Origin of the sequence: Blastococcus sp. KM273129 (genome assembly GCF_021698995.1) — a bacterium.
Lineage (GTDB): Bacteria > Actinomycetota > Actinomycetes > Mycobacteriales > Geodermatophilaceae > Blastococcus.
In genome coordinates this window covers 24,193-36,982 of the sequence record NZ_SSXB01000036.1, presented here as the reverse complement: position 1 = coordinate 36,982, position 12,790 = coordinate 24,193, and the positions used below count along the sequence as shown (strand labels likewise).

11 protein-coding genes and 1 pseudogene are annotated in these 12,790 nt (G+C 76.2%); 10 read left to right on the top strand and 2 right to left on the bottom strand.

The window, feature by feature from the left end:
• The first annotated feature begins 15 nt into the window (after positions 1–15).
• From E9565_RS12025 to holA, 9 genes and pseudogenes are all read left to right on the top strand, one after another.
• Positions 16–903, top strand: a complete 888-nt coding sequence (locus tag E9565_RS12025; protein WP_236826304.1) for a MoxR family ATPase — start codon at positions 16–18, stop codon at positions 901–903.
• Positions 903–2,324, top strand: coding sequence for a VWA domain-containing protein (locus E9565_RS12020; RefSeq protein ID WP_236835243.1), 1,422 nt, complete (start codon positions 903–905; stop codon positions 2,322–2,324). The genes E9565_RS12025 and E9565_RS12020 overlap by 1 nt, the downstream gene beginning before the upstream one ends.
• A 116-nt stretch (positions 2,325–2,440) precedes the next feature.
• A complete protein-coding gene (nadD, locus tag E9565_RS12015; RefSeq protein ID WP_236835241.1) occupies positions 2,441–3,181 on the top strand; it encodes a nicotinate-nucleotide adenylyltransferase in 741 nt (246 codons plus the stop codon).
• Positions 3,178–3,609, top strand: coding sequence for a ribosome silencing factor (rsfS, locus tag E9565_RS12010; protein WP_236835238.1), 432 nt, complete (start codon positions 3,178–3,180; stop codon positions 3,607–3,609). The genes nadD and rsfS overlap by 4 nt, the downstream gene beginning before the upstream one ends.
• A complete protein-coding gene (locus E9565_RS12005) occupies positions 3,606–4,364 on the top strand; it encodes a histidine phosphatase family protein (RefSeq protein WP_236835236.1) in 759 nt (252 codons plus the stop codon). Before rsfS ends, E9565_RS12005 begins: the two co-directional genes overlap by 4 nt.
• 54 nt (positions 4,365–4,418) lie before the next feature.
• The gene (locus E9565_RS12000) at positions 4,419–5,303 is read left to right on the top strand and encodes a DegV family protein (RefSeq protein ID WP_236826309.1); all 885 of its coding nucleotides are present in this window, start codon (positions 4,419–4,421) and stop codon (positions 5,301–5,303) included.
• A 137-nt stretch (positions 5,304–5,440) separates the two neighbouring features.
• Positions 5,441–6,286 (top strand): helix-hairpin-helix domain-containing protein, encoded by an 846-nt coding sequence (locus E9565_RS11995; protein ID WP_236835234.1) that lies wholly within the window; start codon positions 5,441–5,443, stop codon positions 6,284–6,286.
• Positions 6,283–8,379 (top strand): annotated as a pseudogene (locus tag E9565_RS11990) (ComEC/Rec2 family competence protein); the annotation flags it as partial. The gene E9565_RS11995 and the pseudogene E9565_RS11990, both read left to right, overlap by 4 nt.
• A gap of 127 nt (positions 8,380–8,506) precedes the next feature.
• Positions 8,507–9,730: a DNA polymerase III subunit delta gene (gene holA, locus E9565_RS23555; RefSeq protein WP_374201735.1), complete on the top strand. Its 1,224-nt coding sequence runs from the start codon at positions 8,507–8,509 to the stop codon at positions 9,728–9,730.
• Between the two features lie 27 nt (positions 9,731–9,757).
• Here holA and E9565_RS11980 read toward each other — a convergent pair whose 3' ends face one another.
• Both E9565_RS11980 and rpsT read right to left on the bottom strand, forming a co-directional pair.
• Positions 9,758–10,351 (bottom strand): alpha/beta hydrolase, encoded by a 594-nt coding sequence (locus E9565_RS11980; protein WP_236835228.1) that lies wholly within the window; start codon positions 10,349–10,351, stop codon positions 9,758–9,760.
• 109 nt (positions 10,352–10,460) lie between these two features.
• On the bottom strand, positions 10,461–10,721 hold the full coding sequence (gene rpsT / locus E9565_RS11975) for a 30S ribosomal protein S20 (RefSeq protein ID WP_236826314.1): 261 nt from the start codon (positions 10,719–10,721) through the stop codon (positions 10,461–10,463).
• Positions 10,722–10,931: 210 nt separating this feature from the next.
• On the opposite strand from rpsT, the gene lepA reads away from it, so the two are divergent.
• Positions 10,932–12,761 (top strand): translation elongation factor 4, encoded by a 1,830-nt coding sequence (gene lepA / locus E9565_RS11970; RefSeq protein ID WP_236826315.1) that lies wholly within the window; start codon positions 10,932–10,934, stop codon positions 12,759–12,761.
• Positions 12,762–12,790: the final 29 nt, after the last annotated feature.

The window sequence follows — 12,790 nt, the reverse complement described above, 5'->3', positions numbered from 1 at the left end:
CTCCCGAGGAGCCGCATGCCCCGCCCGCCGTCGCAGTCCCCCCACTTCTCCTCGGTCGCGGACGTCAGCAAGCGGCTGTCCACCGCCGGCTACCTGCCCGACGCCCAGATCGCGACGACGGTCTTCCTCGCCGACCGCCTCGGCAAGCCGCTGCTGGTGGAGGGGCCGGCGGGCACGGGGAAGACGGAGCTGGCCAAGGCGCTGGCCGCCGCCACCGGGTCCGAGCTCATCCGGCTGCAGTGCTACGAGGGCCTGGACGAGGCCCGCGCGCTCTACGAGTGGAACTACAAGAAGCAGCTGCTGCGCATCCAGGCCTCCCAGGCCGAGGGGGGCGCGGACTGGGACACCGTCCACGACGACATCTTCGGCGAGGAGTTCCTGCTCGCCCGCCCGCTGCTGACCGCCATCCGGCGCACGGAGCCCACCGTGCTGCTCATCGACGAGACCGACAAGGCCGACGTCGAGGTGGAGGGCCTGCTGCTCGAGGTGCTCAGCGACTTCCAGGTGACGATCCCCGAGCTGGGCACGGTGACCGCGACCCGCCGGCCGACCGTCGTCCTCACCTCCAACGCCACCCGCGAGCTCTCCGAGGCGCTCAAGCGGCGCTGCCTGTACCTGGCGCTGGACTACCCGACCGCCGAGCGGGAGCGGGAGATCGTGCTCTCCCGCGTGCCCGACCTCGCCTCGGGGCTGGCCGACCAGCTGGTCGCGACGGTGCGGGCGCTGCGCGGGCTGGAGCTGAAGAAGTCGCCGTCGATCTCGGAGACCCTCGACTGGGCGCAGACCCTGCTGGAGCTGGGGCTGGACACCCTCGACGAGCCGGCGATGGCCGCGACGCTGGGCGTGGTGCTCAAGCACGCCAGCGACCAGACCCGGGCCGCGGCCGAGCTGCGGCTGAACTGATGGGGCAGCCGGTCGCGCCGGCCCGGGAGCCCGGCGGGCTCGCCGGGCACCTGGACGGGTTCGTGCGGGCGGTCCGCGAGGCCGGCATCCCGGTCGGCATCAGCCAGGCGGTCGACGCGGCGGAGATCCTCACCGTCGTCGACCTGCTCGACCGTGAGCAGCTGCGGCACGGGCTGGCCGCGGTGCTGCTCCAGCGGGCGGCCCAGCGCGATGCCTACGACGTCCTCTTCGACCTGTGGTGGCCGCTGGGCGACCGCCCGGCACCCGACGCCGAGGACGGCGAGGCGGGGGAGACCGGGCAGCCCACCCTCGACGTGCCCGACGACGCCGCGCTGGCCGAGCTGATGCGCGCCCAGCTGCTCGAGCTGCTCGCCGACGGAGACCCCGAGGCGCTGCGCCGGTTCGCGCGGGACGCCGTCGACCTGCTGGGCCAGGGGCAGCCGACGCCCTCGGGGCAGTCCTACTTCAGCTACCGCGTGATGCGGGCGCTCTCGCCGGACACGCTCGTCGCGCAGCTGCTCGCCGGCCTGCTCGGCGGCGGGGAGCGCGGCGGGCTGGCCGAGCAGGTCGCCCGGCAGACGGTGCGCGACCGGCTGGCGGCCTTCCGGACGGCGGTCGAGGCCGAGGTGCGCCGGCGCACGGCCGCGGAGAAGGGGCGGGACCGGGTCGCGAAGAACGCCGTCCGCCCGCTGGCCGACCAGGTCGACTTCCTGCGCGCCCAGTCGGCCGACCTCGCCGAGCTCCGGCGGTCGGTGGCCCCGCTGGCCCGCCGGCTCGCCGTCCGGCTCTCGGCCCGCCGGAGGATGGGGCGGGAGGGCCGGCTGGACTTCCGCAAGACGGTGCGCGCGTCGCTGGGTACCGGCGGGGTCCCCGTCGTCACCCACCACCGGCCGCGCAAGGTGCACAAGCCGGAACTGGTCGTGCTCTGCGACGTCAGCGGCTCGGTGGCCGGCTTCAGCCACTTCACCCTGATGCTGACGCAGGCGCTGAGGGAGCACTTCACGGGCGTGCGGGCGTTCGCGTTCGTCGACTCCACCGACGAGGTGACCCGCTTCTTCACCCCGGGGGTCGACGTCGCCGACGCCATCGCGCGGATGGGCCGGGAGGCGCAGGTGGTGGGTTTCGACGGGCACAGCGACTACGGCACCGCCCTCGAGGTGTTCGCCGACCGCTGGGCCTCGGCGGTCGGGCCGAAGACGTCGCTGCTGGTGCTCGGCGACGGGCGCACCAACTACCGGCAGCCGGGGGTACCCGTGCTGGCCGGGCTGGTGGGCAAGGCCCGGTCGGCGCACTGGCTCAACCCCGAGCCGCGCCGGCTGTGGGGCAGCGGCGACTCGGCGGCGGAGCGGTACGGCGAGGTGATCGACATGGTCGAGTGCCGCAACGCCGCCCAGCTGGCCGACTTCGTCACGACGCTCTGAAGGACGACCCCTCCGCCCCACCACGCGCGAACTCGTGGGGGCCCTGCGAAGGGGCCGTTCCAGCAGGTCACCGGTCCTCGCGGCGCCGCGTCGCAGGACCCGGATACGCTCGGCCGGTGGCGGGACGACGAGTCGGCGTGATGGGTGGGACCTTCGACCCCATCCACCACGGGCACCTCGTGGCCGCCAGCGAGGTCGCCGGGTTGTTCGGCCTCGACGAGGTCGTGTTCGTGCCCACCGGCGAGCCCTGGCAGAAGAGCGACCGGGACGTCAGCCCCGCCGAGGACCGCTACCTCATGACCGTCATCGCGACGGCGTCCAACCCGCGGTTCTCCGTGAGCCGGGTCGACATCGACCGGGGCGGCCCGACGTACACCTACGACACCCTCACCGACCTCCAGGCCCAGCGCCCGGGCGACGAGCTGTTCTTCATCACCGGTGCCGACGCCCTCGCCCAGATCATGACCTGGCGCGACGGCGCCCGCTGCTTCGAGCTCGCCCACTTCATCGGCGTCACGCGGCCGGGGTACACGCTGGCCGACAGCCACCTGCCCGAAGGGGGGGTCAGCCTCGTGGAGATCCCCGCGCTGGCGATCAGCTCCAGCGACTGCCGGGAGCGGGTGGGCCGCGGGATGCCGGTCTGGTACCTCGTGCCCGACGGCGTCGTCCAGTACATCGAGAAGCGCGGCCTCTACCGGGGCACCGCGCGCAGGCCGGCCGTGCCCGTGCGCGACGGCCGCCCGGCGGGCGACCGCCCCACCTACGACCGCCCGCCGGCCGGGCCGGGGACCAGCCCCGACGCCTCCGGCGAGCGCACCCCACCCACGACGTCCCACCTCCAGGAGGTGCCCGAATGACCGCCTCGCCCGAGGCCCGGGAGACCGCGCTGCGCGCCGCCCAGGCCGCCGCGGACAAGCTGGCGACCGACGTCACCATCGTCGACGTCAGCGAGCGGCTGGCCATCACCGATGCGTTCGTCCTCGCGTCGGCTCCCAACGAGCGGCAGGTCCAGGCGATCGTCGACGAGGTCGAGGAGCGGCTGCGGGCGCACGGCGTGAAGCCGGTGCGCCGCGAGGGCGTCGCCGAGGCCCGCTGGGTGCTGCTGGACTTCGTCGACGTCGTGGTGCACGTCCAGCACGCGGAGGAGCGGGCCTACTACGCCCTCGAGCGGCTCTGGAAGGACTGCCCGACGATCCCGTTCACCGACGCCGACCGCCCCGCGGACGGCACGGGTGCTGCGGCCGACCCGGGGGCCGCGTCGGTCGCGGAGACGACCGGCCAGTGACGGCACCGGCCCCGCCCGAGCTGCCGGTGACCCGCCTGGTCGTCTGGCGGCACGGGCGGACCGGGTGGAACGCGGCCGGACGGTTCCAGGGGCAGCTCGACCCGCCGCTGGACGCGGTCGGGCGCGCGCAGGCGGCCCACGCCGCCCCCCACCTCGTCGCGGCCGCCGGGCTCGGGAACCGGTCCACCGCCGTGGTGGCCAGCGACCTCGGCCGCGCGGCGGACACCGCCCGGGCGCTGACCGCGCTGCTGGGCGTGCCGCTGCAGCTGGACGCGCGGCTCCGCGAGCACGGCATGGGCACCTGGGAGGGGCTCACCCGGGACGAGGTCGCCGACCGGTACCCCGAGCAGTACGCGGACTGGCTGGCCGGGCGACCGGTGCGCGGCCGCGGCGGCGAGGAGGCCCCGGCGGTCGTCGCCCGGGTGCTCGCCGCGCTCGCCGACCTGCCGCCGGCCGACGTCGCCGTGGTGGTGACCCACGGGGGCACGAGCGGCCGGATGATCGAGACGCTGCTGGAGCTGGGGCCCGACCACCGCCGGGTCTTCGGGCCGCTGGGCAACTGCGCGTGGAGCGAGCTGGCCCGGCAGAGCGGCCGGTGGCGGCTGCTGCGGCACAACGCGTCGGCCGGGCCGCTCCCCGAGGGGCTCGCCGCGCCCGGGCCGCGGCTCCGTGCCGACCCCGAGCAGGGGGCACCGGGCGCGGCCGGGGACCGGCCGGGCGACGGCCCGGCCCAGGACGCCGACGCCGCCGGCTGACCGGTCGCGCCACCACGCGCGGCCCGGTGGCACCGGGGCGGTTAGCCTCGCCGGATGCCCGTCGCCGTCCTCACCGATTCGACGGCCTACCTGCCGCGCGCGCTCGCCGCCGAGCTGGGCATCCGGGTCGTCCCGCTCTACGTCGTCCTGGCCGGTCGCTCGGGGCGGGAGGGCGAGGACATCAGCTCCGAGGACGTGGCGCGGGCGCTCTCGGCGCGCGGCCAGCGGGTGTCGACGTCGCGGCCCACGCCCGGGGACTTCGTCGCCGCCTACCGGGCCGCGCTGGACGCCGGGGCCGACCGTCTCGTGTCGGTCCACCTGTCCGCCGAGCTCTCCGGCACCTGGGACGCCGCCCGCGTCGCCGCCTCCCAGGTGGGCGAGCACATCGTCTCCGTCGTCGACTCCCGCTCGGCGGCGATGGGCACCGGCTTCGCCGTGCTCGAGGCCGCGCGCGCGGCCGCGGCCGGCGCCGACGGCGACACGGTGCAGCGCATCGCGGTGGACGCCGCCGCGCGTACCCGGACGCTGTTCGTGGTGGACACGCTGGAGCACCTGCGGCGCGGCGGGCGGATCGGCTCGGCCGCCGCGGTCCTCGGGTCGGCGCTCGCGGTCAAGCCGGTGCTGCACGTGGTCGACGGCCGGGTCGTGCCGCTGGAGAAGGTGCGCACCTCGACGCGGGCGCTGGCCCGCCTGGTCCAGCACGTCGTGGAGCACGCCGGCGAGCGCGAGGTGTCGCTGGCCGTGCACCACCTGGCGGCGGCCGAGCGCGCCGACCGGCTGGTGACCGAGCTGCGGGCACGCGTACCCCGGCTGCGTGACCTGCACGTGAGCGAGCTCGGTGCCGCGATCGGCGCGCACGTGGGCCCCGGCGCGGTCGGGGTCGTGCTCTGCACGGCTCCGGAGCCGGCGGACGGCGGGGAGGCGGAGGGCGCGGGCTGACCGCGGGCGGGGCTGCACCGGCACAGGCTGCCGCGAGCCCCGCCGACCGGGCCCCTCGTCGTCCACAGCCGGGGTGCTCCTCCACAGGTCCGGCGTGACCGGGCGCGGCCGCCCTCGGGCTCCCTAGCGTCGCCGGGGTGCGCCTCCTAGCCCGCCGCGACGACGATGCCGACGTCATCCGCGCCCGGCTGCGCGCCGTCCTGGCCGAACCCCGGCCGGCCGCGGATGGCTGGCTGCCCGACGACGAGGACGGGCCCGGGTGGCCGGCCGACGACCGGATCACGGTGCCGGTGGAGGTCCCCACCCCGGAGACCCGGCCGGCCGGCGGGGGGCGGCACCGCGCACCCGGCACGACACCGCGCTGGGACGCCGGCCGCGGAGGCAGCCGCGCCGTCTGGACGGCCGCCGCCGTGGCGGTCCTGCTCCTGCTCGCCTGGACGTGGGCGCAGCGGCCGCAGGTCCAGCCGGCGGCCGCGCCCCTGCCGGTGCCCTCCGCCCCGAGCAGCGCACCGGCCGATGGGCCGCCGGTGGGGGAGGTGGCCGCCACGACCGCGCCCGTGGTGGTCGCGGTGGTGGGTCAGGTGGCGCGGCCGGGTCTGGTGACGCTGCCGGCCGGTGCGCGGGTAGCGGACGCCGTCGCGGCCGCCGGCGGGCTGCTGCCGGACGCCGACCCGGCCTCGGTGAACCTGGCCGCACCGCTCTCCGACGGGCAGCAGGTCGCGGTCGGGGTGCCGGGGGCGGCGGCCGGTGGACCCCCCGCGTCGGCGGGGTCCGGTGCTGCGGCGCCCGGGGGCCGGTTGGACCTGAACACGGCCGGGGTCGCCGAGCTCGACGCGCTCCCGGGCATCGGACCGGTCCTCGCGCAGCGGATCGTCGACCACCGCAGCCGCGTCGGGGCCTTCGGCAGCGTCGAGGAGCTCGACGAGGTCCCGGGCATCGGCCCGGCCAAGGCAGCGGAGCTCGCCGACCTGGTGCAGGTGTGAGCCCCGTGCCCGAGCGCCGGCGGGTGCTGGACCTGCGGCTGTGGCCGCTCGCGGCCGCGGTGTGGGCGACGGGCCTCGTGGCGCCCCACCTGCGGTGGCCCGCGCTGGCGCTGGTCGGCGGTGCTGCGCTCGCCGCGGCGGTGCTGCTCGCCCGCGCCCGGGTGGCGACGGCGACCGTCGTCCTCGTGGTGCTGGCCGGGGTCGCGGTCGGCTCCGGCACGGCGGCCGTGCGGGGAGCCGCCCGCGATGCCTCGCCGCTGCGGGCGGCGGCCCAGGCCGGCGGGACCGCGGACGTGGTCCTCACCGTGCGGTCCGACCCGCAGGTGCTGGCCGGCGGGGGCCGGCCGCGGGTGCTGCTGGAGGCCGACGTCACGGCACTGGACCACGGCGGCGTCGGGCACCGCCTGGACGACGCCGTGCTGGTCTTCGCGCCCGCCGGCGGCTGGTCCGGGCTGCTGCCCGGGCAGCAGCTGCGGGTGCGGGCGGATCTGGCGCCGCCCGGGCCCGGCGACGACGTGGTGGCGGTGCTGTCGGTCCGCGGCCCACCGGAGGCGGTCGGCGCGCCGGGGGCGGTGCAGCGGGTGGCCGGCGATCTGCGGCACTCGCTGGGTGCCGCGTCGGAACGGGTGCTCGACGACCGGGCGGGCGGCCTGCTGCCGGGTCTGGTGGTCGGTGACACCAGCCGGATGGACCCGGTGCTGGAGGAGGAGTTCCGGCGGGCGGGCCTCGCCCACCTGACCGCCGTCTCCGGGGCGAACGTGGCGATCGTGGTCGCCGGGGTGCTCCGGCCGCTGCGGCGCCGGGCGGTCGACCGGCGGGTGCAGGCGCTGGTGGGCGTGCTGGCGCTGGTCGGTTTCGTGGTGCTGGCCCGGCCGAGCGCGAGCGTGCTCCGGGCGGCCGCCATGGGCACCGTCACGCTGCTCGCCCTCGCGTCGGGCCGGTCGCGCGCGGCGCTGCCGGCGCTCGGCGCGGCGGTGACCGTGCTTCTCCTGGTCGAACCGGGCCTGGCGAGGGACCCGGGGTTCACGCTGTCGGTGGTGGCGACCGCGGCCATCGTGCTGCTGGCCCCACCGTGGTCGCGGCGGCTCCGCGGGCACGGCTGGCCCGCGTGGCCCGCCGACGCGGTGGCCGTGAGCGCGGCCGCCGGGCTCGCGACCGCACCGGTGATCGCCGGGCTGACCGGCACGGTGAGCCTGGTGTCGCTGCCGGCGAACCTGCTGGCCGCGCCGGCCGTGCCGGCGGCGACGGTCCTCGGGCTGCTGGCCGCCCCGGCCGGGCTGGTGCTGCCGCGGGCCGGTGACGCGCTGGTCGGGCTCGCCGGGTGGCCGGTGCGCTGGATCGTGCTGGTGGCCGAGCGGGCCGCCGCGGTGCCCGACGCCGTCGCCGGCTGGCCGCCGGGCACGGTGGGCGCCCTGCTGCTCGCGCTCCTCCTGCTGGTCGCCGGGTGCCTGCTGTGGCGCATCCCGCGGGCGCGGCCGCTCGCGCTGGCGGCCCTGGTCGGGTTGGTCGTGGTGGGCTGGCCGCTGCGCCAGGGCCTCGACGGCTGGCCGCCGGCCGGGGCGCTGCTGGTGGCCTGCGACGTGGGGCAGGGCGACGGGCTCGTGCTGCCGCTGGGCGCCGGGCAGGGGGTGCTGGTCGACGCCGGCCCGGACCCGGCGCCCATCGACCGCTGCCTGGACCGGCTGGGCATCGACGCGCTGCCCCTCGTGCTGCTCTCGCACCTGGATGCCGACCACGTCGGGGGGCTCCCCGGCGCGCTCGGCGGCCGCACGGTGGGGGTGGTGGCCACCGGCACCCTGTCCCCGGCGGACGACCGCGCACCGGGCGTCGACGCCCTCGTCCGGCGCGCCGGAGGCACCCGCGAGGTGCTGGTCCCGGGCGACCGCCGCGGCGTGGGCGGGGTGGCGGTCGACGTGCTCGCACCCGAGCCGCCCCGGGCCACCGCGGCGGCCGACCCCAACGGGCTGTCCCTGGTCGCCCGGGTGACCGTCGGTGGGCTCCGGGTGCTGCTCACCGGCGACATCGGCGCCGACGAGGAGGCTGCCCTGCTCCGCGACGGCGCCGACCTGCGGGCCGACGTGCTGAAGGTGCCCCACCACGGCAGCGGGGACGCCGACCCGGGGTTCCTCGCCGCCACCGGGGCGCGGACCGCGATCGTCTCCGTCGGGGCCGGCAACGGCTACGGGCACCCGGCGCCGCGGCTGCTGGACTGGCTGGCCGATGCCGGCGCCCGGGTGCACCGCACCGACCGGGACGGCGACCTCGCGGTGGTCGGCGCGGCCGGTGGCTGGGGGGTCGCCGCCCGCGGCGCCGACGCCGGCGGCCAGGCCGCACCGCCCGGGCCCGTGCTGCCGGACACCCTGCCGGACACCCTGCCGGACGCCCTCCCGGCGGCCCGGGCGGTGGCCGTGGACCGTCGGTGGCGCGTGGCACCATGCGGGGGTGCCTGCCGCCGCCGTCGAGCCCACGTCCCGCCTGCGGGTGGTGGTGGGCGAGGAGGAGCTGCTGCGCTCCCGGGCCGTCGCGGCCGTGCGCCGGGCGGTGCTCGCCCGCCACCCCGACGGCGAGGTGCACGAGCTGGCCGCGATGGGGCTGCCGGTGGGCGAGCTGGCCGACGTGCTGGCGCCGTCGCTGTTCGGCGGTCACCGGCTCGTCGTCGTCACCGGGGTGCAGGAGGCGGCGTCGGCGCTCGCCGACGCGCTCACCGGTTGGGCGAAGGTCCCCGATCCCGACCTGACGCTGGTGGTCGTGCACGCCGGCGGCAAGCGGAACGAGGCGCTGGTCAAGGCGTTCAAGGCCGCCGGGGCCGCCGTCGACGAGTGCCCCAAGGTCACCTCCGTCGGTGACCGGATCGCCTTCGTGCGCAACGAGGTGCGCCAGCTGGGTGGCCGGATCACCCCGGACGCGGTCACGGCGCTGGTCGACGCGATCGGCGCCGACCTGCGGTCGCTCTCGGCCGCCGCCGGCCAGCTCGTGTCCGACTTCGGCGGGAGCATCGACGCCGACGACGTGGCCCGCTTCCACCGCGGCCAGGCCGAGGTCACCGGCTTCACCGTGGCCGAACGGGTGCTGACCGGGGACCGCGCCGGTTCCATCGAGATGCTGCGCTGGGCGCTGGAGCGCGGGGTCGCGCACGTGCTCATCGCCGACGCCATCGCCGACGGCGTCCGCACCGCGGCGCGGGTGGCGTCGCTGAGCTCCAGCAACGTCGGCGACCTCGCCCGCACGCTGAAGATGCCGCCGTGGAAGGTGAAGAAGGCCCAGGCGCAGGCGCGCGGCTGGAGCATCGAGGGGCTGCAGCAGGCCCTGGGCGTGGCGGCCGACCTCAACGCCGACGTCAAGGGGGTCGCGGCCAACGCCGACTACGCGCTCGAGCGGGCGATCCGGCGGATCGTCACCATCCGGGCGGAGACGGGTCGCGGCCGGGTGCGCACCGGCCGCTGACCGGCGCCGGTCGGCTGGGGGGACTGCTCAGCGGGGGGAGAGGCGGGTCGCCGGGTCCAGGCACCACTGCTCGACGGCGGGCCACCGCCCGTACCCGGCCTCGCGGTCGAGGTGCGCCTGGCCCGGCAGCAGGTCGGTCTCGACGCCGAGCGCCCCGTAGACGGGCACCGCGCCGGCGCCGGGCCAGTACGGGTCGTCGTCGCTCGCGACCAGGCGCACCGACGCGGCAGCGCGGCACAGCGCGTCCGCATCGGGGCGGATCGCGGCGAAGGCGGCCACCTCCGGGTGGCCGGCCAGCACCTCGGGCGCCGGCGGGGCCACCAGCAGCACCCGGTCCACCCGCTCGGCCGGAGCCAGCAGCGAGGCCGTGTGCTGCCACAGCGGCACGGCGAGCGAGTGCGCGACGACGACGCGCTCCCCGTCGCCCAGCTGGGCCAGCTCGGCACGCAGCAGCTCGCTCCAGGTGGCGAGCACCGGCCGGTCGGGCTCGGGGAACTGCGGGTACAGGACCAGCTCGCCGGCGCGGCGCAGGGACTCCACCAGCTGCCACTGCCAGTGGTGCGCGGGCCGGTGGTTCTGCCACCCGTGCAGGACGAGGAAGCGGCGGCCGGGGGAGGTCACGGGCGGTCCTTCGGGGCGTGCTGCGGGCGGGCGGGAACGCGACGAGCCCCCGTCCCGCGAGGGGAGGGGGCTCGTCGTCGAGCGGGTGCGCCCGGTGGGCGCGGCCCGGTCAGAGACCGGCGGTGAGCTTCGCCAGACCCGACTTGCGGTTGGCGGCCTGGTTCTTGTGGATGACGCCCTTGCTGGCGGCCTTGTCCAGCTGCTTGGCGGCGGCCTGGTAGGCGGCGGTCGCGGCCGCGGCGTCCCCCGACTCGGCGGCGGTGCGCACCCGCCGGACGGCCGTCTTCAGGGCGGACTTGACGGCAACGTTGCGCTGGCGCGCCTTCTCGTTGGTCTTGATCCGCTTCATCTGGGACTTGATGTTCGCCACGCGTGAGCCTCGGTGTCTCGACAGGAGGGAGTTCTTCTGACAGTCGTTCGTGCGTCCGGGCGGCGTGCGCCACAGGACCGGCCTGCAAAGATACCAGCGCCCCGTCGGCAGCCCCAACCCGCCGTCCGGCGACGTCCGGCACATCCGGCACGACGCGGCGGTCCCGCCCGCCTACGACCCGGGGCGCGGACGTGGGACGATGGCGGCACTGTGACGACTCCTGCTGCCACCGACCCGGCCCGCATCCGGAACTTCTGCATCATCGCCCACATCGACCACGGCAAGTCGACGCTGGCCGACCGGATGCTGGAAGTCACCGGGATCATCGAGGCACGGCAGATGCGCGCCCAGTACCTCGACCGCATGGACATCGAGCGTGAGCGCGGCATCACCATCAAGGCGCAGAACGTCCGCCTGCCGTGGACCGTCGGGGACACCGAGTACGTCCTCGACATGATCGACACCCCGGGGCACGTCGACTTCACCTACGAGGTGTCCCGGTCGCTGGCCGCCTGCGAGGGGGCGGTCCTGCTGGTCGACGCCGCCCAGGGCATCGAGGCGCAGACGCTGGCCAACCTGTACCTGGCGCTGGAGAACGACCTCACGATCATCCCGGTCCTCAACAAGATCGACCTGCCCGCGGCGCAGCCCGAGAAGTACGCCGCCGAGATCGCCCACATCATCGGCTGCGACCCGGACGACGTCCTCCGGGTCAGCGGCAAGACCGGTGAGGGCGTCCCCGCGCTGCTCGACCGCATCGTGCAGGAGATCCCGGCCCCGGTCGGCGACGCCGACGCCCCCGCCCGCGCGATGATCTTCGACTCCGTCTACGACATCTACCGCGGCGTCATCACCTACGTCCGGGTGGTCGACGGCAAGATCTCCTCGCGCGAGCGGATCAAGATGATGTCCACCGGTGCCACGCACGAGCTCCTGGAGATCGGGGTGATCTCGCCCGAGCCGAAGCCGGTCGAGGGCCTCAGCGTCGGCGAGGTGGGCTACTTCATCACCGGGGTGAAGGACGTCCGCCAGTCCCGGGTCGGTGACACCGTCACCCTGCAGCACAAGCCGGCGGCCGAGCCGATCGGCGGCTACAGCGACCCGAAGCCGATGGTGTACTCCGGCCTCTACCCGATCGACGGCAGCGACTACCCGCTGCTGCGCGAGGCGCTGGACAAGCTGCTGCTCAACGACGCCGCGCTCACCTACGAGCCCGAGACGTCGGCGGCCCTGGGCTTCGGCTTCCGCGTCGGCTTCCTCGGCCTGCTGCACCTGGAGATCGTCCGCGAGCGGCTGGAGCGCGAGGCCGGGATCAGCCTGATCTCCACCGCGCCGAACGTCGTCTACCGCGTGGTCATGGAGGACCGCTCCGAGATCACGGTGACCAACCCGAGCGACTGGCCCGAGGGCAAGATCGACACCGTCTACGAGCCGATCGTCAACGCCACCATCATCGCGCCCAGCGACTACACCGGCGCCATCATGGAGCTCTGCCAGAGCCGGCGCGGCCAGCTCGGCGGGATGGACTACCTGTCGGAGTCCCGGGTCGAGCTGCGCTACACGCTGCCCCTCGGCGAGATCATCTTCGACTTCTTCGACGCGTTGAAGTCGCGCACCCGCGGCTACGCCTCGCTGGACTACCAGGAGGCCGGCGAGCAGGAGTCCGCCCTGGTCAAGGTGGACATCCTGCTCCAGGGCGAGGCCGTCGACGCGTTCAGCGCGATCGTGCACAAGGACAAGGCCTACAGCTACGGCGTCATGATGGCCGGCAAGCTGCGCGAGCTCATCCCGCGGCAGCAGTTCGAGGTGCCCATCCAGGCCGCCGTCGGCTCGCGGGTCATCGCCCGCGAGACCGTGCGCGCCATCCGCAAGGACGTCCTCGCCAAGTGCTACGGCGGTGACATCACCCGCAAGCGGAAGCTGCTGGAGAAGCAGAAGGAGGGCAAGAAGCGGATGAAGATGGTCGGCCGCGTCGAGGTCCCGCAGGAGGCCTTCGTGGCGGCGCTCTCCACGAACGAGTCCACCGCCTCCAAGAAGTGACCGCGCGGATCGCCGCCCGGAGCGCCGCC

Bases quoted from the DNA above. Each gene is read 5' to 3' on its own strand.
- E9565_RS12000 (WP_236826309.1), top strand. From the start codon at position 4,419: ATGCCCGTCGCCGTCCTCACCGATTCGACGGCCTACCTGCCGCGCGCG.
- holA (WP_374201735.1), top strand. From the start codon at position 8,507: ATGCCGGCGCCCGGGTGCACCGCACCGACCGGGACGGCGACCTCGCGG.
- E9565_RS12025 (WP_236826304.1), top strand. From the start codon at position 16: ATGCCCCGCCCGCCGTCGCAGTCCCCCCACTTCTCCTCGGTCGCGGAC.
- E9565_RS12020 (WP_236835243.1), top strand. From the start codon at position 903: ATGGGGCAGCCGGTCGCGCCGGCCCGGGAGCCCGGCGGGCTCGCCGGG.
- rsfS (WP_236835238.1), top strand. From the start codon at position 3,178: ATGACCGCCTCGCCCGAGGCCCGGGAGACCGCGCTGCGCGCCGCCCAG.